Origin of the sequence: Luteitalea sp. (assembly GCF_022842525.1) — a bacterium.
GTDB lineage: Bacteria > Acidobacteriota > Vicinamibacteria > Vicinamibacterales > Vicinamibacteraceae > Luteitalea.
Map to the genome: position 1 here is coordinate 22,284 of NZ_JALHPM010000013.1, position 24,530 is coordinate 46,813.

The 24,530-nt window shown below is 70.2% G+C and carries 16 protein-coding genes; 9 read left to right on the plus strand and 7 right to left on the minus strand.

The annotated features are described in order from the left end of the window. Positions 1-4,248 (minus strand): DEAD/DEAH box helicase (locus tag Q0C41_RS04615; protein WP_291981353.1); only part of this gene is annotated, 4,248 nt, incomplete at its 3' end. A gap of 221 nt (positions 4,249-4,469) precedes the next feature. Here Q0C41_RS04615 and Q0C41_RS04620 point away from each other — a divergent pair. Further along, positions 4,470-4,721: a hypothetical protein gene (locus Q0C41_RS04620; protein WP_291981355.1), complete on the plus strand. Its 252-nt coding sequence runs from the start codon at positions 4,470-4,472 to the stop codon at positions 4,719-4,721. Between the two features lie 12 nt (positions 4,722-4,733). Beyond that, on the plus strand, positions 4,734-5,432 hold the full coding sequence (locus tag Q0C41_RS04625; RefSeq protein ID WP_291981357.1) for a hypothetical protein: 699 nt from the start codon (positions 4,734-4,736) through the stop codon (positions 5,430-5,432). 18 nt (positions 5,433-5,450) lie between these two features. On the opposite strand, the gene Q0C41_RS04630 is transcribed toward Q0C41_RS04625, so the two are convergent. Beyond that, entirely contained in the window at positions 5,451-7,280 is a 1,830-nt protein-coding gene (locus Q0C41_RS04630; RefSeq protein ID WP_291981358.1) for a M61 family metallopeptidase, read from the minus strand. 76 nt (positions 7,281-7,356) lie between these two features. Here Q0C41_RS04630 and Q0C41_RS04635 point away from each other — a divergent pair, with 76 nt between their 5' ends. The 3 genes from Q0C41_RS04635 to Q0C41_RS04645 all read left to right on the plus strand — a co-directional run bounded on the left by Q0C41_RS04635 (position 7,357) and on the right by Q0C41_RS04645 (position 11,795). Next, positions 7,357-9,048 (plus strand): serine/threonine-protein kinase, encoded by a 1,692-nt coding sequence (locus Q0C41_RS04635; RefSeq protein ID WP_291981359.1) that lies wholly within the window; start codon positions 7,357-7,359, stop codon positions 9,046-9,048. A gap of 276 nt (positions 9,049-9,324) precedes the next feature. Next, complete coding sequence (locus Q0C41_RS04640; RefSeq protein ID WP_291981360.1) at positions 9,325-9,567, plus strand: PEP-CTERM sorting domain-containing protein; 243 nt, start codon at positions 9,325-9,327, stop codon at positions 9,565-9,567. Positions 9,568-9,596: 29 nt separating this feature from the next. Further along, the gene (locus tag Q0C41_RS04645; protein ID WP_291981361.1) at positions 9,597-11,795 is read left to right on the plus strand and encodes a tetratricopeptide repeat protein; all 2,199 of its coding nucleotides are present in this window, start codon (positions 9,597-9,599) and stop codon (positions 11,793-11,795) included. Positions 11,796-11,850: 55 nt separating this feature from the next. On the opposite strand, the gene Q0C41_RS04650 is transcribed toward Q0C41_RS04645, so the two are convergent. The 3 genes from Q0C41_RS04650 to glk all read right to left on the minus strand — a co-directional run bounded on the left by Q0C41_RS04650 (position 11,851) and on the right by glk (position 17,281). Further along, positions 11,851-12,873, minus strand: a complete 1,023-nt coding sequence (locus Q0C41_RS04650; RefSeq protein WP_291981363.1) for an LLM class flavin-dependent oxidoreductase — start codon at positions 12,871-12,873, stop codon at positions 11,851-11,853. 170 nt (positions 12,874-13,043) lie between these two features. Further along, the gene (locus Q0C41_RS04655; protein WP_291981365.1) at positions 13,044-15,770 is read right to left on the minus strand and encodes a TonB-dependent receptor; all 2,727 of its coding nucleotides are present in this window, start codon (positions 15,768-15,770) and stop codon (positions 13,044-13,046) included. A 536-nt stretch (positions 15,771-16,306) separates the two neighbouring features. Continuing rightward, complete coding sequence (glk, locus tag Q0C41_RS04660; RefSeq protein ID WP_291981367.1) at positions 16,307-17,281, minus strand: glucokinase; 975 nt, start codon at positions 17,279-17,281, stop codon at positions 16,307-16,309. A gap of 60 nt (positions 17,282-17,341) precedes the next feature. Here glk and Q0C41_RS04665 point away from each other — a divergent pair, with 60 nt between their 5' ends. Beyond that, on the plus strand, positions 17,342-18,148 hold the full coding sequence (locus tag Q0C41_RS04665) for a tetratricopeptide repeat protein (protein WP_291981369.1): 807 nt from the start codon (positions 17,342-17,344) through the stop codon (positions 18,146-18,148). Positions 18,149-18,188: 40 nt separating this feature from the next. Here the strand turns inward: Q0C41_RS04665 and infA are convergent, their stop codons facing one another. Both infA and Q0C41_RS04675 read right to left on the minus strand, forming a co-directional pair. Beyond that, on the minus strand, positions 18,189-18,407 hold the full coding sequence (gene infA, locus Q0C41_RS04670; protein WP_110173799.1) for a translation initiation factor IF-1: 219 nt from the start codon (positions 18,405-18,407) through the stop codon (positions 18,189-18,191). A 52-nt stretch (positions 18,408-18,459) separates the two neighbouring features. Continuing rightward, complete coding sequence (locus Q0C41_RS04675) at positions 18,460-21,153, minus strand: AMP-binding protein (RefSeq protein WP_291981375.1); 2,694 nt, start codon at positions 21,151-21,153, stop codon at positions 18,460-18,462. Between the two features lie 25 nt (positions 21,154-21,178). Here Q0C41_RS04675 and Q0C41_RS04680 point away from each other — a divergent pair, with 25 nt between their 5' ends. The 3 genes from Q0C41_RS04680 to Q0C41_RS04690 all read left to right on the plus strand — a co-directional run bounded on the left by Q0C41_RS04680 (position 21,179) and on the right by Q0C41_RS04690 (position 24,528). Beyond that, positions 21,179-22,519, plus strand: coding sequence for a hypothetical protein (locus Q0C41_RS04680; RefSeq protein ID WP_291981377.1), 1,341 nt, complete (start codon positions 21,179-21,181; stop codon positions 22,517-22,519). A 145-nt stretch (positions 22,520-22,664) separates the two neighbouring features. Beyond that, positions 22,665-23,600: an NAD-dependent epimerase/dehydratase family protein gene (locus tag Q0C41_RS04685; RefSeq protein ID WP_291981379.1), complete on the plus strand. Its 936-nt coding sequence runs from the start codon at positions 22,665-22,667 to the stop codon at positions 23,598-23,600. After that, the gene (locus Q0C41_RS04690; RefSeq protein ID WP_291981381.1) at positions 23,593-24,528 is read left to right on the plus strand and encodes a dienelactone hydrolase family protein; all 936 of its coding nucleotides are present in this window, start codon (positions 23,593-23,595) and stop codon (positions 24,526-24,528) included. Before Q0C41_RS04685 ends, Q0C41_RS04690 begins: the two co-directional genes overlap by 8 nt. Positions 24,529-24,530 lie beyond the last annotated feature (2 nt).

Genomic DNA, 24,530 nt, shown 5'->3' on the forward strand with positions numbered 1-24,530 from the left:
GGCTGCCGGCGCGGCGAACTGCATGGCGCCCACGCCGCTCACGAAGTAGCCCCGACGGATGCGGCCGCTCTCCTCGAGCGTGCGGAAGACGTCGTGGATGGCCGTGAAGCCGCCCGGCAGGCCCTCGGCGCCGGCGACCTCTCGCGTCACCACGCCATAGCGCGTCAGCAACTGCTGACCCATCGCGGCACTCCACGTGGTCGCGGTCCGCGCCTGACTGGCGCGGCGATCGGTGGCACCAGGCGCCACGGCACGAGCCTCGAGACGGGTCCAGCGCCCCTCGGCCGCCGGTGGGGCGACACGGCGCGACCGGAACGCGCGCTGGGCCGGGCGATGTCGCTTCTCGCGACCGACGGCCCCGACCTGCGCTCGCAGCGGTTGCAGCGTGTCGTTCGTGATCAGCCCGCGCCACACGAGCGTCCAGATCGCATCGACGGTGTCCTGCGGGAAGCCGGCGCCGGCGGCCTCGTGCAGGGCGGAGAAGAAGAGCGCGCCGCGGGCCTCGAGGGCGTCGAGGATGGCCCGTTCCCGCGCCGACAGGTCGTCGAGCGACGGAGGCTGGAGCTCGCCTCGCCAGAGCGATGCCACGTGGTCGGTCAGGAACAGGGCGATGCGGCCGTCGCGTTCCCCGAGCGGCTCGACGCCGGTCCAGACCACCTCGCCGGCCGAGATCAGCGCATCGAGGTCGGCAGGCTGATAGCGCTCGAGGCGCGCCGGCAGGATCTCGCGCTCCAGGATCGAGGCAGCCAGCGGCAGACCCTGCAGCGTCTCGATGACGTCCAGCAAGGCATCGAGACCCCGCCGCGGATGCGTCACACCCTGCCACTGCGTCAGCAGGCGGCCGAGCACCGGCAACTCGACCGGCTCCACCTCGTGCCGCAGCTTCGCCAGCGAACGACGGCGCACCGACGTGAGCACCGCACTCTCGCACCACTCCTGCTGCTGGCCGCCCGGCCGGAACTCGCCTTCGAGCAGCCGCCCTTCGGCATGCAGCGCCTTGAGCGCAAGTTCAGCGGTCGACCGGCCGAGCCCGAAGCGCGCGGCGAGGTCGGCGGTGGTGAAGGGGCCGTGGGTGCGCGCGTAGCGGGAGACGAGATCGCGGAGCGCCTGCGGCTGCGCCGCCAGCAGCACCTCGGGCAGCCCCTGCGGCAGCGGCACGCCGAGCGCGTCGCGGTAGCGTGCGGCGTCCTCGATGGCCACGAGGCGCGGTTCACCGGCGATGCCGAGCCACACCGCACGTCGCGCGCGCACCAGCTGATCGCCGGCATCGGCGGGCACGTCGTCGGCGACGCGGTCGCGCAGCTCGGGGGCCGACAGATCGCCGATGCGCAGCAGGAGGTCGTGGACGCCATCCAGTGTGCGGGCGCGGTAGTCCGGCGGCAGGCATTGGAGTTGCGCTTCGAGCGCGGCCAATGCGTCGGCGTCGAGCAGATCACGCAGCTCCGCCGACCCGAGCAGCGCCTGCAGTTGCGCCTGATCGATCGTCAGCGCCTGGGCGCGCCGCTCGGCCAGCGGGGCATCACCGTCGTAGAGGTAGTTGGCGACGTAGCCGAACAGCAGCGACGAGGCGAACGGCGACGGCGTCGGCGTGTCCACGGTCACGACGCGGACCTGGCGTGATTGCACGGCGCGCAACGTGTCGACCAGCGCAGGAATGTCGAACACGTCGCGCAGGCACTCGCGATACGTCTCGAGCACGATGGGAAACGAGCCGTACCTGGAGGCCACGCCCAGGAGATCCTGCGCGCGCTTGCGCTGCTGCCACAGCGGCGCGCGGCGCCCCGGACGTCGACGGGGCAGCAGCAGCGCGCGACCGGCGCACTCGCGGAATCTGGCGGCGAAGAGCGAGGTCGCGCCGAGTTGCCGGATGACCAGCGCCTCGATCTCATCGGCGTCGGGCACCAGCCACTGCGGGTCGGGTGGCTCGTCGGTCTCCGGGAATCGCACGACGAAGCCGTCATCGGCCCACATGGTCTCGACGTCGAGGCCCATCTGCTCGCGCAGCCGCGACGACACGGCCATCGCCCACGGGGCGAGCACCTGGGCGCCGAGTGGCGAGAGCAGGCACAACCGCCAGTCGCCGAGTTCGTCCTTCACGCGCTCGATGACGATGGTGCGGTCGTCAGGGACGGCGCCGGTCGCCTCCTCCTGCTCGGTGAGGTACTGCACGAGGTTGACGGCGGCGAGTGCGTCGAGATCGTGGTGCGCCTCGAGTCGCTGCCGGGCCTCGTCGGGCGACTCGCGCCGCAACTGACGCACGAGGGCGCCGATCTCGCGGCCGAACTCCAGCGGACGCCCCGGGCCGTCGCCCTTCCAGAAGGGCATCTTGCCGGGCTGTCCCGGTGCGGGCGACACCGTGACGCGGTCGTGGGAGATGTCCTCGATGCGCCACGACGAGGCGCCGAGCAGGAAGGTCTCGCCGACCCGGCTCTCGAAGACCATCTCCTCGTCGAGCTCACCGACGCGGGCCGTGCCGACGGGCGCGCCGGCGAGGAAGACGCCGTAGAGCCCGCGGTCGGGGATGGTGCCGGCGTTGGCCACGGCCACCCGCTTGGCGCCCTCGCGCGTCGTCACGCGGTGCGCGACGCGATCCCAGGTGATGCGCGGCCGCAGCTCGGCGAATTCGTCCGACGGGTAGCGGCCCGACAGCATGTCGAGCACGCCGTCGAAGATGGCGCGGGCGAGGGAGGCAAACGGCGCGGCCTGGCGGACGCGGGCGAACAGGTCGTCGACGTGCCAGTCGTCCATGGCGACCATGGCGACGATCTGTTGCGCGAGCACGTCGAGCGGATTGCGCGGCATGTGCGTCGACTCGACCCGACCCTCGCGCATCGCCCGGACAGCGGCGGCGCAGGCCAGCAGGTCGCCGCGGTACTTCGGGAAGATCAGGCCGGCGCTGGTGGCGTCGACGCGATGGCCGGCCCGGCCGATCCGCTGCAGGCCACTGGCCACCGAGGGCGGTGCCTCGATCTGGATCACGAGGTCCACGGCGCCCATGTCAATGCCGAGCTCGAGCGAGGAGGTGCACGCCAGACCACGGAGGCGTCCGGCCTTGAGGGCGTCCTCGATCTCGACGCGCTGTTCGCGGGCCAGCGATCCATGGTGCGCCCGCACCAGCGTCTCGCCGGCCAGTTCGTTGATGGCGGCGGCGAGCCGTTCGGCGAGGCGCCGGCTGTTGACGAAGAGCAGCGTCGACGTGTGCGCGAGGATTACCTCGAGCAGCCGGGGATGAATCGCCGCCCAGATCGACGGCGCCTGTGGACCGGCGGCGGCAGGCCCGCTGGTGATGGCCTCGACCTGCGTCAGCCGCGCCATGTCCTCGACCGGCACTTCGATGCGCAGTGACAGGTTGCGTCGGCGGCCGGCGTCGACGATGGCGACTGGACGGTACGTGGGCTCGTCGGCCTCGCCCGCGAACTGGTCGTGGATATCGGATGCCGCGGCGTCGTCGTCCGACGGCATGTCCGACACGTAGCCGTCGGACTTGTCCGACGGGAGGTCTGACGATGACGGCCGGCTCGGAGAGCCGGCCCTACCCATGGCGTCGGCCCTACCCACAGCGTCGGCCTGCCCCGGGTAGGGCCCGTTCTCCGAACGGGCCGTCGCCTTGCCTGTCCGCGCGCGCTCCGCGCCGCCGAGGAAGCGGGCGACCTCGTCGAGCGGGCGCTGCGTGGCCGAGAGGCCGATGCGCTGGATCGGCCCGCGGGCGATGGCCTCGAGGCGCTCGAGCGACAGCGCGAGGTGGGCGCCGCGCTTGGTCGCCACCATCGCGTGGATCTCGTCGAGGATCACCGTGTGGATGTCGCGCAGGACGTCGCGGGCGTTGGACGTCAGCAGCAGGTACAGCGACTCCGGCGTCGTGATCAGGATGTCGGCCGGGCGGCGCTGGAAGCGTGCGCGCTCGGCGGCCGGCGTGTCGCCGGTGCGGATGGCCACCTCCGGCACGTGGTGGGACAGGCCGTCCTCGCGGGCGAGGCGACCGATGCCCGCGAGCGGCGCGCGCAGGTTCCGTTCGACGTCGACCGCCAGGGCCTTCAGCGGCGAGATGTACAGCACGCGGCACCGCTCCCGCGTGTCTGGAGGCGGCTCGAACATCAGCCGATTGATGCACCACAGGAAGCCGGTGAGCGTCTTGCCGCTGCCGGTCGGCGCGAGCAGCAGGGTGCTGGCGCCGGTCGCGATGACCGGCCAGCCCTGGACCTGGGGGGCCGTCGGTTCGGGGAACGAGGTCTCGAACCACCGTGCCACGACCGGGTGAAAAGGCTCGAGGGCCGAGGGTCGGCGTGGCTCGCCCCGAACGGCTCCTGTCGATCCTGTGCTGCGTCGTGCCACGGATTGGTCTCTTGCGCCTTCGGCTCAGGGCCGCCCTTTTCGGGCGTTTCGGGCTTTTTGCTCTTTTCGCCCTGTTTTTCGACTATCCTCTCACGTTGACCACCGGCCAGGCGGCCGGACAGGAAGGACAGACCTGAATGAGTGACGCTGGTGAAGGGCTTGTCGATGCCGAAGCCCGACTGCAGGAACAACTCGACGCGCGTGAGCACGAGAAGCGTCGGCGCGGCCTGGCCGCAGGTGTCGACCCCGAGAAGCTGCGCGCCCGCGAGTCGCTGCGTCTCGCCAAGGCCGAGCTGACCCGTCAGCTCGACAACACGACGCACCCGATCCGCAAGACCCAGATCGAGGCCGCCGTCGCGGAACTCGATCGCCGGATGGCTGCGATCTAGCAGCCCGGGACCATGTCCCTCGTCCGCAGCGCAGCCGCCCTTGCGGTCCACGCCTACACGGCGTCCGGGGCGCTCATCGGCTGGCTCGCGTTGCGGAGCGCCTGGGATCACGATCCCAGGTCGGCCCTGCTCTGGCTGAGCCTGGCCGTCGTCGTCGATGCCACCGACGGATTCGCCGCCCGAGCCGCCGACGTTCGTCGCTACGCCTCCTGGATCGACGGCGCCCGCCTCGACGACATCGTCGACTACCTCACCTACGTCTTCGTGCCGCTGGCCATCCTGTGGGAGCAGCACCTGCTCACCGGTGTGCCAGGCTCGATTGCCGTCGCCGCCGTGCTGATCTCCAGCGGCCTGGGCTTCTCCAACCTGCACGCCAAGACGCTCGACCACTACTTCACCGGGTGGCCGTCCTACTGGAATCTCATGGCCGTGTACGCGGTCGCGTGGCGGTGGCCGGCCACGACCACCGCGGTCGTCCTGACGATCCTCGCGGGTCTCGTCTTCGTGCCGCTGAAGTACGTCTACCCGTCGCGCACGACCACCCTCATGCGGACAACCCTCGTCTTCGGCGCCATCTGGGCGGTCCAGATGGTCCTGATGATCTGGTGGCTGCCGGACGTGCCGGCCTGGCTGCTGTGGACCAGCCTCGCCTACCCCGTCTACTACTTCGCGCTGTCGCTCTGGGTGAACGTCCAGCCGCGTCCGGTCTGACGCGGCTGGCGGTCGAGCCTACGGCGTGCCACCGAGCCAGGCCGTGCGCGTCGCCGTCTGCGCCGCGGTCGGCGCGACCCTCGGCGCCAGGCGCCACGCGTTGCCAGGCTCCTGCCCGAACGTCACCTCGATCTTCATGAGCTGGTCGCGTCGCGCCACCAGCAACGTCGCCGCCGTGGTCGGGGGGTACTGCTCGAGACGACGCTCCCACTGGTCGGCGCGGACGCGGTAGTCCCCGATGGCGATGATCTCGTCGTCGACGTTCAGGCCGGCGGCGGCCGCCGGCGTGTCACGGCGCACCTGATTGACGAGCAGACGCCCGGCGTCGACACGGGTCGTGATGCCGAGCCAGCCGCGCGTCGCCAGGCTGTCGGCCGGCGCGAACTGGAGGCCGTAGGCATCGAGCAGCGGCTGGTACTCGAGCGGCTGCGTGGTGTCGAGGGCCCGTGCGAGGACGTCGGTCAGCTCGGCCCCGCCCACCTCGGTGACGACGGCGCGGAACTGCGCCTCGGTGAACCCCCTGGCCCCCGAGTACCGCTGGTAGGCCAGCCGCATCACGTCGTCGAGCGACTTCTGGTTGCCGGTGGCGAGCCGGATGCGTGCGTCGAGCAGCACGGCGATCACCAGCCCCTTCGTGTAGTAGCTGATCGTCGTGTTGGGCGAGTTCTCGTCGGGACGGTACTGCTTGATCCAGGCATCGTAGGACGACTGCGTCACCGGCTGGACGAGACGTCCCGGCGTCGTCTCCAGCGCGCGGATGTCGCCCGACAGGTTGCCGAAGTACTCGGCGTCGGACGCGAGCCCGGCCCGTCGGGCCAACAGGTCGCCGTAGTAGGAGGTGAACCCCTCCGACATCCACAGGCTCGGCGAGTAGGTCTCGTTCTCGTAGTCGAACGGCCCGAGCGCCACCGGGCGCAGGCGCTTGACGTTCCATACATGGAAGAACTCGTGGCTGACCAGGTTCAGCCAGGCGAGATAGGACGGCCGCGTGCCCATGGCCCAGCGCGACGTCATCAGCACCGTCGAGTTCTTGTGCTCGAGGCCGCCGCCGGCCTCCGTGATCATGTTGATGAACACGTACTTGTCGTACGGCAGGCTGCCCCACATCCGCTCGTGTTCGGCGACGATGCGCTCGACGTCGCCGATGGCCCGCGCACCGTCCCAGGTGCCGCCCTCGTTGACGTTGACGAGATAGTGCGGCTTGCCCGACCGCGTGAACTCGTAGACCTTCAGGTCCCCGGCGACGATCGGGCTGTCCACCAGCGTGTCGAAGTCGGCCGCGACGAACGTCGACGGCGTGCCGCTGCCTTCGGGCAGGCCCGACATCGCTCGGGCCCATCCCTGCGGCAGTTCCAGCGAGACGTGGTGCGGACGCTGCAGGCCGTCCACCAGCGTCAGGAAGGTGGCGGCGCCCTGCACCAGGGCGAACCGGGCTTCGACCCAGTTGGTCCGCACGCTCATCTCGCGGCTGTACACGCGATAGCGAACGGTGACGCGTGGGGCGCCGCCGGTGTCGATGGCCCAGCGGTTCTTGCGCGTCTTGACCGGGGCCGCGCCGCCCGCCGGCTGCACGACCTCGACGCCCTCGACGTGGCGGGCGTACTCCCGGACCAGGTAGGAGCCGGGCGTCCACACGGCCATCATCAGTTCCAGGCGCGTCTGCCCGGTGGCCGGGTACGACGCCTCGACGTCGACGTAGTGGCGCGCGGCATCGGGGAAGCGCAGCGTGTACCGGATGGGGTCGGCCGCGCCGGGACGCGGTCCCGGGGGAGCGCCGGCGGTCTGGGCGTCGGTGGTCATGGGCGTCAGACAGGCGAACAGGACGAACAGGAACAGGGGGCGCAGCATGGGGCCTCTGGTACCATGGGCGGGCGTTGCCCGGAGTGGACAGTCCTCGAGTGGCATCATAGGAGATTCCGTCCGCGTGCTCACGCCAGGCGAGGTGCTCGACGGCCGCTACGAGATTCTCGAGCTGCTGGCCCGTGGCGGCATGGGGGCGGTCTATCGCGCCCGACGCATCCTGCTCGGCGACGATGTCGCGGTCAAGGTCCTCAGCACCCCTGACGATGCCTCGTTGCGGGAGCGGTTCCTTCGCGAGAGCCGCGCCGCCGCCCAGCTCCGCCACCCCCACATCGTCGGTGTCCTCGACTACGACGTCGACGCGCAGGGCCATCCGTTCCTGGTGATGGAGTACCTGAACGGCCCCAGCCTGCTCCAACGCGTGGCCCTCGACCGTCAGCTGCCCGTCGAGGAGGTCCTCGACATCGCCACCGCCCTGTGCAGCGCGCTGCAGCTCGCCCACGACGCCGGCGTGGTGCATCGCGATCTCAAGCCGGCCAACGTCGTCAGCCACGAGTACATGCCGGGGCGCTACGCCTACAAGGTCGTGGACTTCGGGCTGGTCAACGTCCGCGAGATCGCCGGCGCGCTCAAGCTGACGCTGGACCGGCAGTTCCTCGGCACGGTGGCCTACGCCTCGCCCGAACAGCTGCGCGGCGACGAGGTCGATGCCCGGTCCGACATCTACAGCTTCTCGGCGATGCTGTACGAGCTGCTGACCGGACGGCCGCCGTTCGACCACGACGACCCCTTCGTGGTGATCACCAAGCACCTGATGCGCGAGCCGCAGCCGCTGCGCGAACTGGCGCCGGCGATCCCCGCGGCGCTCGAGGCGGTCGTCCTGCAGGGCCTCGCGAAGGACCCGACGCACCGGCCGGCCTCGATGCAGGCGCTGGCCGCCGCGCTGCGTGATGCCATGAGCGGCGGTGCGAGCGCCGTGCCGCGACCGGCGACGGCGCCCGTGATCCGGGGCTACGAGCTCGGCGCGCCGGTCAGCAAGGGCCGTCTCGGGAGCCAGATCTACATCGGCACACACAAGGCGCTCGGGACGTCGGTGGCGATTCGGGTGCTTCGGCGCGAGGACGTCGCCGACTGGGATGCGGCCCGCGAACGGTTCATCCGCGAGGCGCGCGCCATGCAGGTCAACCACCCGAACGTCATGCACGTCAGCGACTACGGGGAAGAGCCCGACTACGCGTATGTCGTCACCGACTTCGTGCTCGGTGACAGTCTGCTGCAGCGGCTGACCACCGAGGGGCCGCTGCCGTGGGAGGTGCTCGCGACGTTGACGTCACAACTGATCGATGGCGTCGCGGCGCTGCATCGGCGCGGCGCCTTCATCTGCGGCATCACGCCGCTGGCCACGCGCCTCTCGAACGAAGATGGCGAGGAGCGCCTGCTGGTGTCGTCCGGGGGTGTCAGCCAGGTGCAGGACCTGCTGGGGACGGCCAGCGAGGGCGCGTTGCGGGGCACGGCCCTCGGCGAATCCGAGCTGCCGTTCGTGGCGCCTGAAGTCCTGATGGGGGAGAAGCCCTCGGCCACCGGCGACCTGTTCACGATCGGCACGCTCGTCTACATGATGGCCACGGGATCGCCGCCGTTTCTCGCGCCGACGCTGCCGCAGTTGCTCGGCGCGATGCTCCGCGAGCGCCCCGAGCCGCTGGCCACGGTCCGCCAGGACATCCCGCAGGCCTTCAGCGACGCCATCATGAAGACGCTGTCGCCGGTGCCCGCGGAACGCCCGGCCGACGCCCGCGCCCTCGCGCTGATGCTGTAGGCGCCGACTCGGCACGATCAATCGCATCTCCTTCGTCGGCGGCTACGTCGATCTCTCGAACACCGACTATCCGGCGCCGGACTCCACCGACTTCACCTTCCGCTTCTTCGCCGATGACGCCGGTCACCCGGCGAGCGCGGCCCTGTCTGAGCAGACCGTAACGTTCGGCGATGTGACGAGCGCCTACATGGGCACGGTCCTCGCTGGCGGGTTCAAGACGAGTGTGTACAGCTTCTCGGCCGACACCTGCCGGCCGGATTCGCGGCGAACGGTCTGGTGCCGTACTGGCTGTCGATTTCTTCGGTGGCCCCGGCAGGCTCCGTGCTGTGGGCGTGGTTCAGCGGCACCGGCGGTGACGACAGCACACTGCAGGTGCAGAACGGCACGACCGACATCTGGCGAGGCCGCGACCGCGCCTTCACGCTCGAGGCCGTCCCTGAGCCGGCCACGATGCTGATGTTGACGGCCGGGGTGGTCGGCATGGTCGGTCATCGCAGGCTCCGGCGGCGCGTGCGATAGGTCACCGCCTCGCGCGGTACCCTCTTTGCGTGCCTCGACCGCGTCGTCGCTCACTCGCGCCCACGGACAATGGCACGCCGCCGGGCGTGTGGATCGCGGCGCTGCTCGGGCTGACACTGCTCGTCAAGGTCACCCTGGCGCTGACGCTGGCGCCGCATCCCCTGCTGCAACCCGTGGGCGAGCTCGACGCCGGTGTCTACTGGCGGCTCGCCCAGCGCGTCGTGGGGGGCGACCTGTTCCTCTCGAACACGCCGTCCTACGTCTCGCCGCTCTACATCTACTGGCTCGCGTTCGCCCAGGCGGTCACGGGGGCCAGTGTCGCCGGTGTGCTCGTGCTGCAGGCCCTCGTGGGGACGCTGGCCGTGTGGCTGGCGGCACGGACGGCCGGGCTCTGGGTGCCGGACGACAGGCGTCTGCGCGCCGCGCTCGCCGCCGGCGGCGCCCTGATGCTGACCAGCGTGGTGGCGCTGCAGGAGGCGCTCATCCTGCAGTCCGCGCTGGACGCGGCGCTGGTCTCCGGCTTCGCTCTGGCGTTCACGCGTGCGCTGCAGCAGTCGTCGGGCCGCGCCTGGTTGTGGTGCGGTGTGGCGCTGGCGCTGCTGGCCACCAATCGACCCAATGCCTGGCTGTTGGCGCTGCTGTGCCTGCCTGCGGCAGTCTGGGCGCCGGCAGCGGCCGCTGCCACGCCTCGCCCCTTGGCTTCGGTGTGGCGCCGCGTCGCGGTGTGGGGCCTCGGCGTGGCGATGGTCCTGCTGCCGTTCGCCGCGCGGACGGCCATCGCCACGGGTCACTGGCAGGTCCTGCCGTCGCACGGCAGCCTGAATCTCTATATCGGCAACCACGCCGCCGCCAACGGCACCTACACGGTCGTCGAGGGCATCCGCCCGTCGATCGAGGGCCAGCGACTGGACATGCACGAGGTCGCCGTCAAGGCCGAGGGGCGACCGATGTCGATGGACGAGGTCACCCGATTCTTCGTGCGCGGATCGCTGGACTGGTGGCGCGGGTCTCCTGCAGATGCGCTGCGGTTGCTGGCCTGGAAGTCCTGGCTGACGACGCACTCGTGGGAACTGCCGGTCAACGTCAGCCACGCCTGGTTCCGTGAGCAGACGCCGCTGCTGTGGCTGATGCCCGTCGGCGCCTGGCTGCTGCTGCCGCTCGGCCTGGCGATGTCCATCGGCGGCCACCTCATCGTGCCCGAGTCGCATCGGGCGGCGTGGCGCTGGTTCCGCTGGGTGCTGCCCATCTACCTGGTGAGCCTCGCGGTGTTCTTCGTGGTCGATCGCTACCGCATGCCGGCGCTGGTCATCGGCGCCATCCACGTCGGGGTGCTCGCGTCGATGCGGCACGCGGCGCTCAGCCGCGCGGAGCGTCGCGTGGCGGTCCTGGCGCTGAGTGTGGCCGCCGCGGTCATGCTGGCCGGCCTCGTGTCGCTGCCGTTCCAGCGTGGCGAGGCAGACGCCGACACGCAGATGGCGGTCATCGCGATCGACGCCGGTCGGGATGCCGAGGGCGAGCAGTGGCTCGCGAGTGCCGTGGCACGTCATCCCGCGCCGGGCATCTCCTGGTTCCGCGCCGGCCTCGCGTGGCAGGCGCGCAACGATCTCCCGCGCGCGGAGAAGGCCTTGCGTGAGGCCCACCGGCTCGATCCCGAGGTGTCGGACGTCACGTTCGCGCTCGCCGGCGTGCTGTTGTCGCAGGGCAAGGGCGGCGACGCGCTGCCGCTGCTGACGCAGTTGCAGGCGTCTGGTGATGCCGGTGCGCCAACGGCACGGAGCGAGCGATACCGTCTCGACGTCGCGCTGGCGCACTGGCAGAACGGCGACGAAGGCCTCGCCCGCAACGTGCTGGCCGCCGGCGTCACGCCCGAGGGCCTGCCCTTGCTCCGTGCGCGTGCGCTCGCCGCCGCCGAGGCCAGGCAGGTGGCGCTCGCGGAGTGGCTGCTGTCTGTCTATCGTCGCAACGCGCCCGGCGACGCGGAAGTCGCCGAGAAGCTGGGCTTGATGCGCGTCCGCACCGGCGATGCCGCGGGCGCGGCGCCGCTGTTCGAGGATGCGGCGCGCCTCGACCCGACTCGCGCGACGGCTCGCTTCAACCTCGCGGTGCTGCGTGCGCAGCAGGGCCGGCGTGATGAGGCGATCGCGCTGCTGCAGGACGCCTTGCGCATCGACCCGACCTACGCGCAAGCGGCGGGTGCATTGCGGGAGTTGCGCGGAGACCCGCCCTGAGCCGTGAGCCCTGAGCCGCTCTTCTGAGCCCCAGGCCCTGAGCCCTGAGCCTGTGCTAGAGCGCCTGCCGCACCGCGGGGGCGACCTGCGTCCCGAACAGCTCGATGGCCTTCATCACCTGTGCGTGCGGCAGGGTGCCGACGCTGACGTGCAGGAGGAAGCGATCGAAGCCGAGTATCTCTCGCTGCCGCAGGATCTTGTCGGTGACTTCGGCCGCACTGCCGACAAACAACGCGCCGTGCGGGGCGCGCATGGCCTCGAAGGCGTCGCGGGTCATCGGCGGCCAGCCGCGTTCGCGGCCGATCCCCGACATCGCCACCTCGTACGGCGGGAAGAACTCGTCGGCCGCCTGCTGAGACGTCTCGGCGACGTAGCCATGCGAGTTGATGGCCAGGCGAGGCCGCGGATGTCCGGCCCGAGCGGCGGCGTCCTGATGCAGGTCCACGAACGGCCGGAACCGTGCCGGCATGCCGCCGATGATCGCGAGGGTCATCGGCAGGCCGAGGCGTCCGGCACGGTCGGCTGACGCCGGCGTGCCGCCGACGCCGACCCAGACCGGCAGCGGCGCCTGCACCGCGCGCGGGTAGACGCCGCGGTCGTCGATCGACGGACGATGCCGTCCGTGCCACGTCACGCGCTCCGACGCACGCACGCGCAGGAGCAGGTCGAGTTTCTCGGCAAACAGCGCGTCGTAGTCGCCGAGGTCCTGGCCGAACAGCGGGTAGGACTCGATGAAGGAGCCGCGGCCCGCGATGATCTCGGCGCGCCCCTCCGAGATCAGGTCGACCGTGGCGTACTGCTGGTAGACGCGGACAGGGTCGTCCGAGCTGAGCACCGTGACCGCACTCGCCAGCCGGATACGCGCTGTCCGGGCGGCCGCGGCCGCCAGCACCACCGCCGGTGCCGACACGATGAAGTCGCTGCGGTGATGCTCGCCGATCGCATAGACGTCGAGACCGACCTCGTCGGCCAGCACGACCTCCTCGAGCAGATCGCGCATCCGCTGCGCCTCGCTCACGAGCCGCCCGGTGTGTGGATCGGCAAAGCGATCGCCGAAGGTGGTGAGGCCGAGTTCCATGGAATTGCAGAATTGCAGAATTTCGGAACTTCAGAACTTGAGGACTTCAAGGTCAGGGACAGGGCACAAGGGCGAAAGAGGCAGAGACGCGACGTCCCTTGTCCCTTGCGTCCCTGCCCCTTGTCCCTTGCTATCCCTTGTGACTCTTCCCCTTGTCCCTTGTCCCTCGCCTAGAAGTCCACCCGCGCCATGAGCAGCAGGCGGCGCGGCGGGGCGTAGCTGGTCGCCGACCCGAGCAGCGGGTTCGGCTGGTTGGTGTTGATGATCAGCGCGCGGGTGTAGCTCGCGGGGTCGCCGGCGACCTGGCTGCCGTTGAACTGCCGCGTCCGCGGGTCGAGGAAGGCGCGGTTGTCGCGGCTGAGAGCCGTCTGCTCGTTGAACAGGTTGAGCACGCGGGCCTCGAGGCGCGTGACGAAGCGGCCGCCGATGCGCAGGTTGTACGCCGCGAGCAGGTCGACGTTGGTCCAGAAGTCGTTGCGGTTGGTGCCGAGCGGCTCCAGCAGCAGCCGGTAGCCGGAGTACCAGTCCTGCACGCGGCGCTCCCACGGCGTGCCGCTCTGCGCGCGGACGTAGCCGCCGAGCGAGAACGCGTCGGTGATCTGGTAGGTGCCGAACAGCTTCAGCACATGCGGGCGATCCTCGCCGAGCTTGCCGTAGCGGAAGTCGTCCTCGACGAACACGCCCGGCCCGTCCTGCAGGATGGACGACGTGTTGAAGACCGCGCCGGCCGCGTAGTCGAGGTCGAAGTTGCCTTCCAGTTCGCTCCACGCGTAACTGATGGTCGTGCTCCACCGATTCGCCATGCGCCGGGTCAGTTCGACGGTCAGGGCCCGGTAGTCGCGCTGGGCATTCGTCAGGTTGTCGACGACGAAGGTCGAGGCCGGCAGCACGCTGGGCTGATCCTCGATGAAGTCCCTGGCTGTGCGATCGAGATAGAAGACGTCGAGGCCCCAGTTGCCGCCGAGGGGCGTGGCGTAGCCAGCCAGCCACTCATCGGTGTAGGTCGGCTGCAGACCGGGCAGGATGACGCGGCCCGTGGTGTTTGGGCTCGTCGTGTCGCTGATCAGCGCCCCGGTGGCGGCGTCGAAGAACGGCGTGTTCTGCACCAGGCGCAGCGGCGCGTGGGCCCGGGCGCTGCTCTTCTGGTCGCTGCCGTAGTAGCGCCCGTAGTTGCCGTAGACCTTGTCGCCCTTGCCCTTGCGGATGTTGTAGTTCAGGCCGATGCGCGGCTGCAGCTGGTCGCCGTAGTCGAAGGTCAGGAAGGTGTTGCGCGTGTCGCCGATCTGCTGGGCGAACTCGTCCTTGTTGAACAGCATGCCGGCGTTGATCACCAGGCGGCTGCCGATCTGGATGTTGTCCTGGATGAAGAAGCTGTACGTGCGCGACTTGGAGAGCTGCGGGTTCTGCGTCGGGTAGTACTGCCCCTGGTAGCGGCGCCCGGCCTCGACGAGGGTGATCTGGCCCCAGCCGTTGGCGATGCGCGTCAGGTCCTCTAGCGTGTCCTCGTACATGAACCCGCCGCGGATGTCGTGCGAGGTCCGACCGAGATTGACCAGCGTGCCGGAATTGACGCGGACCTCGTTGCGGGCGTAGTTCTGCCGGTTGAGCAGCAGGGCCGCGCCGCCGTACCGGAAGCCCGTCGCCGGATCGACGAAGTAGCCCATCTGGCGGATGTTCGCCAGGCTGAACGCCGGCCGGTAGCCGAGGTCGGTCCGCGCCACGGCTTCGCCTTCTTCATCGAGCCGCAGGTACTTGGCCTCGATGTAGTTGCGCTGGCCGAAGAACACGTTCCAGGTCGCCGTGGCGACGCGGTTGGTGCCCTCCGAATCGGTGGCCACCTCCGGCGAGTCGTTGACGCCGACGCCGGCAAACGCCGTCTCGGACGGGCGCACGCGATAGCCGACGTTGAAGAACTGCGACTGCACCGGCGCGAACGTCAGCTTGCCGAAGAACTCGCGCGTGGTGCTCTCGCTGTCGGGCACGGGGCCGAGGTTGTTGACGCGGCCCGACGTCGAGGACGTGATCTGCTGGCCCGACGTGTAGAAGAACAGCTTGTTCTCGAGGATGGGGCCGCCGAGGGCGTACGACGGAATCCAGCGGTCCGTCGTGCTGCGGATGTTGGTGGCCTCGTTCTTCGCGTTCCAGGCCGCCGGAATCGCTTCGAAGCGCGCGCCGCCGCGGAACTGGTTGGTGCCCGATCGCGTCACCGCGTTGGTGACGAAGCCCGACGACCGGCCGAACTCGGCCGAGATCGCGCCGCGCTTGACGTTGAACTCGGCGATGTCGAACTCGTTGACCTCGGTGCTCAGGTAGCCGAAGCCCGGGTTGGTGATGTTGACGCCGTCGATCAGGTACGTGTTGTCCTGCCGGCTGGCGCCGCCGCTCACCAGGCCGGCCGTGCCGGCGTTGTTCTCCGCCACGCCGGGAATCAGCTGGAAGAGACCGGCGTAGGTCCGCTGCAACGGCAGTTCCTTGATCAGCTGCGCGTCGTAGTTGAAGTTGACCTCCGTGGTCCGCAGGTCCACCACGGGCGCCGCCGCGCTCACCTCGATCGTCTCGTCCAGGTTGAGGCCGAGCACGATGTCGACCTGCGTGTCGACGTCCACCTGGACCGTGACGGCCCGCTTGGCCGTTCCCGCGGCCTGCTTGCTCACTTCGAGGACGTAGCTGCCAGGCAGGAGCAGCGGGAACCGGTACGCGCCGTTGCTGTCGGTGGTGGCCACGCGCTCACCCGGCAGCGGAGCCCCGGTCAGCCGGACGGTCGCCCCCTCCACCAGTTGCCCGCCCTGGTCGAAGACGACGCCAGAGATCGAGCCGGTGTCAGCGGCCCGGACGATGCTGGGCGCGAGACACGAGAGCACGGCCAGCGTGGAAGCCAGCCAGCGCTTGATTGCCATAAGGAACACTCCCCCGGAGTGAAAGAACGCAGCCCGCCCGCACCGATCTGGAACAGGCGACTGTAGTGATTGCCGCCGTGATGCTACCGATGGACACGACGGCGATGCAACAGCCGCACCGCCGGTTCGTCCCGGCCAGTGCGGCGCGACAGGCGGGAACTCGAGGAATTCGTCCCGGGGGCGCCACTCGGCCTACGGAATTCAGAATGCAGAATTCAAAATGCAGTGCGGGGCCAGCAACGCCACGCTGCCGCGGGGCAGGACCCAGCCATTCAGAATTCAAGATTCCAAATGTAGCGCGGGGCGGGCACTGGCCAGGGTCTCGCGGGGCAGGGCCCAGCGATTCAGAATTCAAGATTCAGAATGTAGCGCGGGGCGCGCAACGCCACGCTCCCGCGGGGCGGCGCCACTTACTTGGAGTTCGAATGCAGTGCGGGCCGACACGGCCCGGTGTCTGGCCGTGCAGGGCTGTAAGTGGCGCGGACGCGAGGCGTTGCCCGCTGCGCGCTTCATTCTTCATCCTGAATTCTGAATGGCTATGAGACCAGTGTCGCCGCGTAGACGGCCGCGCCGAGCAGGCCGGTCTGGCGATTGAGGACGATGGCCACGGGCATCCGTTCGACGAGATTGGTCATCGGCGGCTTGTCGTGGAAGGCGTCCATGAACAGCGGCAGGTCGAAGGCCGGCAGAATCTTCGACGGGATGCCTCCGCCCAGGTAGACGCCGCCCGTGGCCACGCATTGCAGGCCGAGATTGGCCGCGGCGCTGCCGAAGATCGACAGGAAGAGCTGGACGGCCTCGACGCAGTGGGGGTCGGAACCCTCGAGGCCCAGGCGCGTGATGGTGGCCGGCAGATCGTCCTCGTCGACCTCGGTGAGCAGGGGCGAGCGGTTGTCGCTGGTGAAGCGCAACAGGTTGATGAAGCCCTTGCCGGAGATGACGTGCTCGTAGGTCGCGCGTCCGTAGCGCGAGGTGAGGAACTCGAGCAGCGCGATCTCGCGGCGGCCCCGTGGCCCGAAGTCGGCGTGACCGCCTTCCGACGCCGACGGGACGAGCCGGCCGTGCTGCCGCACCAGGATGGCCTGACCGAGCCCGGTGCCGGCCGCCATCAGACAGGCGTTGCCATCGGCGTTGAACTCACCGGCCTGCAGCACCTTCAGTTCCTCGGGCCGCAGCGCCGGCACCCCGTAGGCCATCGCTTCCACATCGTTCAGGATCCAGGCGCGACGGATGCCCGTGGCCGCCATCAGCTGGCGCCCGTCGATGGCCCACGGCACGTTGGTCAGCTTGGCCACCTGCTTGATGTTCGGCCCCGCCACGCCCACGCACGCCACCTGGACTTCCTGCGGCCGCACGCTCGTCCCGGCCAGAAAGGCGCCGATCATCTCGGACAGGCCGGCGTAGTCGAGCGTCACGTACTCGCGCACGTCGAGCAGTTCCGGGCGTCCCCCCGTCGGGCGGAACAAGCCGAGCTGTGTCTTGGTGCCCCCGAGATCACCCGCCAGCAACATGGGCGGCAGGATACTCGAAGAGCCACATCGAACGCAGGGTGGTTCTGCTACGCTGCGACCATGACCGACGCCCGGGTGCCAGCGCGCGTGGTGCGCACGAGGTTCCCCGCGCTGCGCGACGACCATCTGCGGTCACTGGCGCAATGGCGGCTGGTCCAGCCGATTCGCGATCAGGGCGAGACGATGTACTCGTTTGCCGACCTGGCGACGTTGCGCGAGGTGCATGACGCGCTCGGGCTCGGCACGCCGCTGAAGGCCATCGTCCGTCAGCAACTGGCGGCGCGTCAGGGCCAGTTGACGCTGTTCGATGGCACCGCCCCTCGCGATGAAGGAGGCCGTGCGCGGGTGGTCACCCTCGCCCCGCGCCCCGCGCGCAGCACCGAGGCGCTGGCCGGCTCGCCCGTCGACACGTCACGGGCCGAGGAGGCCTTCGAGCGGGCGACGGCCATCGATGGCCTGCCGGGCCACTCCCGCGGCGCGGTGATGCAGGCCTACCGGGAGGCGCTCGCCTTCGACCCCGCGCTGGTGCCGGCCCTGATCAATCTGGGGAATCTGCACTACGCCGATGGCCACCTGCCCGAGGCCGCGGCCCTGTACGAACAGGCCCTGACCCTCGCGCCCGATGCCTTCGAGGCCTGGTTCAACCTGGGGCACACCCACCACGATGCGGGCAGGTTCGCCGAGGCGGTGCGCTGCTACGCGCGCGCCTTCGAGCTCGGGCCGGAATCGGCCGATGCGTGCTTCTATCTCGCCGTCGCCTACGAGAAGCTGGGCCGCTCGCAGGACGCACGACCCCTCTGGCAGCAGTACCAGCAGCTGGCGCCCGACGGTGAATGGATCGCGCTGGCGCGCGAATTCGGGGAGTAGACCGCGGCCGCCTCGATGAGGCGTCCCTCCCGGCGTGGAATCAGCGGACGCGGAAGGTGATGATGCCGCGGACCGGGTCGTACGGCGACACACCCACCGTGACGCGGTCGCCCGGGACCACCTTGATGCGGAAGCGCCGCATCCGCCCGCTCAGCTGGGCGAGCACTTCCTGGCCGGAGTCACACTGCACGCGGTACAGCCCGCCGCTGTGCACGGCCGTGACGGTTCCCTGGACATCAATCAGATCGTCTTTGCTCAATCAGTTCGTCTCCAACAGCGCATTGTCCCACAGGGACGGCTCCGAGGTGTAGCTACAGCCCTCGCACGGCCTCCTCGACCTGCCGGGCCAGCGCGGCGTAGTCGTCGCCCTGGAGGTGGATCGGGGGGCCAAACCGCACCACCACGCGACCCGGGGTCGGGAAGCGAGCCTTCTGGTGCAGGAGGCGGTCCGCACCCTCGAGCCGCACCGGGATCACCGGCACCCCCAGCCTCGCGCCAATCATGCCGATGCCGGCCCGGAATTCGTTGATCTCGCCAGCCATCGTCCGCTTGCCCTCCGGGAAGATGAGCAGCGACTGGCCCTCGCCGAAGAGCTGCCCGATGTACCGCAGCGTGTGGCGGGTGCCCGCCTCGCGCTGCGGGATGGGGAAGGCGTTGAAGAACAGCGAGGACAGGTAGTAGTTCAGCCCGTTGGTCACCCGGCGACTCAGGGGCTGCCCGGCCGGGTGGAAGTGCGCCGTGAAGAACTCCTTGGCCATCGCCACCGCCGTCCGGTAGCGCCAGCGGCGCGGCAGCGCCATCAGGATCACCGGGGTGTCCATGTGACTCTGGTGGTTGGCGGCAAACACCACCGGCCCCTCGAGGCCCTCCAGGTGCTCGAGGCCCTCGGTCTTCACCCAGGCGAAGACCCGCCCCAGCGGCAGAATCCACGTCGGCAGGCTGAGGCGGCGCGCCCAGTACGCCGGCCTCGACCGATTCCACCGCGGGAAATCGAACGGCGCCCCATCGGCGCCCTGTCGCGGGGAGGGTCGGCGTGGGCCCCCGGCCGGCTCAGGCCCTGGCGCGCCCCCCGGCCCCGCCGTCGACGGGGCCGTGGGGACGGCCCGGTCGGCCACGGTGACCAGCGCCCGCAGGTCGCCCACCGTACGCACCGCCGCAAACGCGCCTTCATCGACGATGGTCTGGAACTGCTGCTCGAGGGCCATCAGCAACTCGACCCGCTCGAGCGAACTCAGGGCCAGCGCGTCGACGAGCGTCTCGTCGTCGATGTCGTCCCGGCCCCGCGTGAACTTCGCCAGCACGTGCTGCAGCGGGTCACCGCCCACCACGGGGCGGGCATCGGCGTGTTCGCCCGCCTCCACCCACGCGCGCAGGGCGGTGCGCTTCAGCTTGCGCGTCCCCTCGGTGCGCGGCAGGTCGCCGCCGGTCCACACCGACCCGCTCCGAATCTTCTGGTGGTCGGCCAGCAGGGCATTGGCCCCATGGAGCACCCCGGGCAGCGCGGCCGGGTCGTCGAGCACCAGCACGGCATGCACGCGCTCCTCGCCGTCCTGCCGGCGGCCGACGGCCGCGGCATCGCGCACGCCGGGTTGCGCCAGCAGCGCGCGCTCCACGTCCTCCGGAAAGACGTTGAGCCCGTCCGGCGTGACGATCATCTCCTTCTTGCGGCCCTGGATGTACAGCCGCCCCTGCTCGTCCAGGCCACCGATGTCGCCGGTGTGCAGCCAGCCGTCCTCGAGGGTCCGCGTCGTGTCGGCGGCGCCGCCGAAGTAGCCCTGCGACACGTTGTCGCCGCGGACCAGAATCTCGCCGTCCTCGGCGATCTTCACCTCGACGCCGTGAATGGGCTTGCCGACGCTGCCCTTGCGGGCGTTGAGCGGGTGGTTGAGCGTGACGATCGGCGCGGTCTCGGTCAGGCCGTAGCCCTGCACCACGAGGAAGCCGAGCCCGCCCCAGAACTCCTCGAGCGCCGGGTCCAGTGGCGCGGCGCCGACGACGGCACTCCAGAATTTGTAGCCGAAGGCACGGTGCACGGCGCGGAAGCGCCACCACCGTCGATACCACTTCTCCTTCGGCAGTGGCGCGATCGTCGATCCCGCGACGGGCTGCACGGCCATCGTCTCGGGGAAGTGATGCCTGACGTGTTCACGCAGCACGTCGAGGATCTTGGGGACCGACACCAGCACCGAGATGCGGCGGGCCCTGATCTGGCGCACGATGTCGGCCGGCGCGAGGCTGCGCATGAACACCACCGTGCCACCGAGCATCGGCGGCACGAAGGTCGCCATCGCCTGGCCGAACATGTGGCTCAGCGGCAGCAGGTTCAGGAAGCGGATCGGGGAGAACGGCCCGATGTAGCGTCGGTACTTCGCCATCTCGCGCTCGATGGGCACGATGTTGGCCAGCACGTTGCGATGCGTGATGATCACGCCCTTCGGCTCGGCCGTGGCGCCCGAGGTGAAGATGATCTCGACGGTGTCGTCGGCGGTGATCGCCACGGCGGGTGTGTCCTTGGGTAGGGCCGGCTCTCCGAGCCGGCCGTCACCACCCCCCTCGCCCGCGCGCAGCAACGCCGCGAGCGGCCACCGCGGCAGGTCCAGCGTCACCGCGGCATGGTCGACGTCCTCGCCGGCCAGCAGCAGGCGCGCGGACACCAGCCCGCCGATGCGGTCCACCAGCGACGGTGCCGACCGGTAGTCGATCGGCACCACGACGATGCCGCGCAGCAGGCAGGCCCAGAACGCCACGATCCATTCGGGCCGGTTCTCGCCCCAGAGGAGCACGGCGTCGCCCTTGCGCAGGCCGGCGGCATGCAGGCGCGCCGCCAACCCGCGCGCGGCCGCCCCGACCTCGTCATACCGGAACGACCAGGTCCGGTAGCCGTCGTCGTGCACCAGGAAGGGACCCGTGCGCCGGGTGGCATCCTCGAAGAAGTCGATCAGCGTGGCGCGGACGGGTGCTGTCTCGCCACGGGGCGGAGTCGAGCCGCGGGGGCCGGAGGCCATTGGGCGCCTATGATAGTGGACGCTCATGCCAGTGCCGCCGATCTTCGCTGCGAGCGCGCTGTACGACAGCCTGCTTCAGAGTGCGCTCAAGCGCTTTCTCGCGAGAGCCACGCTCGAACTCGAGGCGTCGCTGACCGACTCCTCCATCGGCACGCTCTCGATCGAGCCGACCGACGACCCCTGCGAACTGGTCCTGCGATGGTTCGGCACCCGGCACATCCTGCACGTGCCGCGTGCCCAGCCGTTCACGGCGCACGAACTCCGCGTGGCCCGTGCCATCGGCGAGGTGCTGTCGGCCCGCTACACGACGATCTTCGATCCCGCCGTGCTCGCCTCGCGCGCCGATCTCTTCCAGGGCCTGATCGAGGATCGCTACGTGGCGGCCTTCCTCGATCGTCGTCCCTACACGGCCGGCGCCGAGCGCAACCGCGCCGATCGCCTGGCCAGCTGCATCGAGGTGTTGCGGGTGGCGGCCCTCTCCAGCTACGAGAGCCGCGCGATCTCCTCCGGCGTGCTGATGCTCGGCGACGATGCGCCGCATCCCCGGCACCATGCGGCGCGGCTGTACGGCCAGCCGCTGACGGCGACCAAGAGCTTCTATCGCCTGTGTGACGGCGTCCGCACCGTCTTCCTGATCGGGGAGGATGGCCTGCTGCTCGACATCATCGACATCACGCATCGGGCCCGCGAGATCCACCCGATGATGGCCATCACGTCGCCCTGTCCGTCGGCCTACCGGCAGCACGCCGCCGCCACGCTCGGCACCCGGGACACCTGCATCGTCCTGAGTCCGTCGCACGAGATCAAGGTGTTTGCCGAGGGCGCGCTGGTGTTCACCTTCCGCAACGCGGAGTGGCACCTGCTCGACGTCGAGGCCAAGTACGTCCAGTGGCTGCAGGCCGTCGGCTCGCGGCCGATCGCCGAGAAGCTGTTCCAGTGCGCGCTGGACATGGCCGACGCCCGACAGGGCGCCCTGCTCGTCGTCCTGCACGACCCGGACGCCGCCAATGCGCTGGTGGCCCCCATCGATCGACTCGACCGCCCCGCCCCGGCGCGCGGCGACAGCGAAGGGCTGCGCCGGCCGCTGCACTACCTGCTCCGTGGGCGCACGCTCGACGATGTGGACGAGACCGTGCTGATGGCGCTGGCCAGCCTGGATGGGGCGACGGTGGTGGACGCCCAGGGCACGCTCATCGCCGCCGGGGCGATTCTGATGCATCCCCACGGCGAGATCGGCGACGCCTGGGTCTCCGAGGGCGCCAGGACCACCGCCGCGCAGGCCGCCGGCCGCTTCGGCGCCGTGCTCAAGGTCAGCACCGACGGGATGATCACCTGCTACGACGAACGCTGCCTGTGGAACATCTGACCGCCGGTCGGGCTGGGTCCGCTACGGACGAGCTCAAAAAGGCCCCGGACCGGGGCCGGCGGAAGCGGGCTAGAATGACGTCCCCGGTGGGGGCGACGCACCCTGCGCGTCCGCGCCGGGCAGGCACAGGAAGGCGACAGCTCGTATGCGAGTGTTCGTAACCGGAGCCACCGGCTACGTCGGGACGGCGGTGGTCGATGCGCTGCAGCGCGCATCGCACGAGGTCGTGGCGCTGGTGCGGCACCAGGAGAAGGCGCGTCGTCTGGCCGAGCGCGGCATCGATGCCGCCGTGGGCACGCTCGGCAATCCCAACACGTGGCGGACGCAAGCCTCGACCTGCGAGGGCTTCATCCACGCGGCCTTCGAGCCGTCGCCCAAGGGCGTCGAGATCGAACGCATCGCCCTCGACACCCTGATCGATCTGGCGAAGCACGCCGGCGAGCGCGGCTCGGCCTCGCTCATCTACACGTCTGGAGTCTGGGTCCTCGGCTCGACGCCGGAGCCGGTGGATGAGACCGCGACGGTCGCGCCACCGGAACTCGTCGCCTGGCGTCCGGCGCACGAGCAGCTGGTGCTGGACGCTGGCACCGATCAGTTGCGTGCGGCCGTCATCCGACCGGGCGTCGTGTACGGCGGGTCACGCGGCATCATCGCCGACCTGCTGGCCTCGGCCGAGAACGGCCTGATGCGCATCGTCGGCACCGGCGAGAACCACTGGCCGCTCGTCTACGATCGCGATCTCGCGGACCTGTACGTGCGCGTGCTCGGCAGTGACGAGGGCCGCGGCATCTTTCACGCCACCGACGAAGCCGACGAGCAGGTGCGGGCCATCGCCGATGCCATCGCGGCCCACCGGCCGCATCCGCCCGACATCCGGTTCATGCCCATCGCGGAGGCGCGCGCCAAGTCGGGCCCGTATGCCGACGCGCTGGCGCTCGACCAGCGGGTGCGCAGCCCGCGCGCGCACGCGCTGGGCTGGGCGCCGTCGCTCAGATCCGTGTCGAGCAACATCGCCCGTCTCTTCGAGGAACTGCGCCGCGGGCGTCTCGCCCAGCAGGAGCAGGAGCGCCACGATGCGTAAGGAGCCCGCCGTCATGAAGATCGCCGTCATCACCGCGGTGCTTGCTGCCGTGCTCATCGCCACGGCTCGTCCCGGCGCGGCCCAGGCCGCCGCCGCGGCCGATCCCCACGCCGGCCATGCGATGGAGGCGGTCGCCGCGGCAGCCGCCGGTGCCGTCCAGGCGGGGGCCGCCCACCTGCCGCCCGCCGAGGAGCAGGCCAAGGCTCGCCTCAATGCCTCGCCGAGGCACGGGGAGTACGCCGACATCGCCCTGGCCGGGGGCGGCAAGCTCCGCGTCTGGGTGTCCTATCCCGAACGCAAGGACAAGGCGCCGGTCGTCCTGGTCATTCACGAGATCTTCGGCCTGTCGGACTGGATCCGATCGGTGGCCGACCAGCTCGCCGCCGACGGCTACATCGCCATCGCCCCCGACCTGCTGACCGGCAAGGGACCCAACGGTGGCGGCACCGAGGCCTTCGCGTCGCGCGACGACGTCGTGGCGGGTGTGCGCGGCCTGACGCCGGACGAGGTGGTCTCGAAGCTGGACGCGGTACGCGCGTACGGCGTCGCCCTCCCTGCCGCCAACGGCAAGACGGCCACCGTGGGCTACTGCTGGGGCGGGTCGACCAGCTTCATGTACGCGACGAAGCAGGCGGGGCTGGACGCGGCGGTCGTCTACTACGGCGGGTCCCCGGCCGACCTCTCGACGCTGGCCGGCATCAAGGCCCCGGTACTCGGCCTGTACGGCGAGAACGACGCGCGCGTGAACGCGACCATCGACGGGGCGAAGGCCGAGATGGGCAAGCTCGGCAAGGTGTTCGACCCGCACATCTACCCGGGCGCCGGCCACGGGTTCCTGCGCGCGCAGTCCGGGCAGGGCGGGGCGAACCTCAAGGCCACCGAGCAGGCGTGGCCGACGATGCTCGCCTTCTTCAAGAAGCACCTCTGACC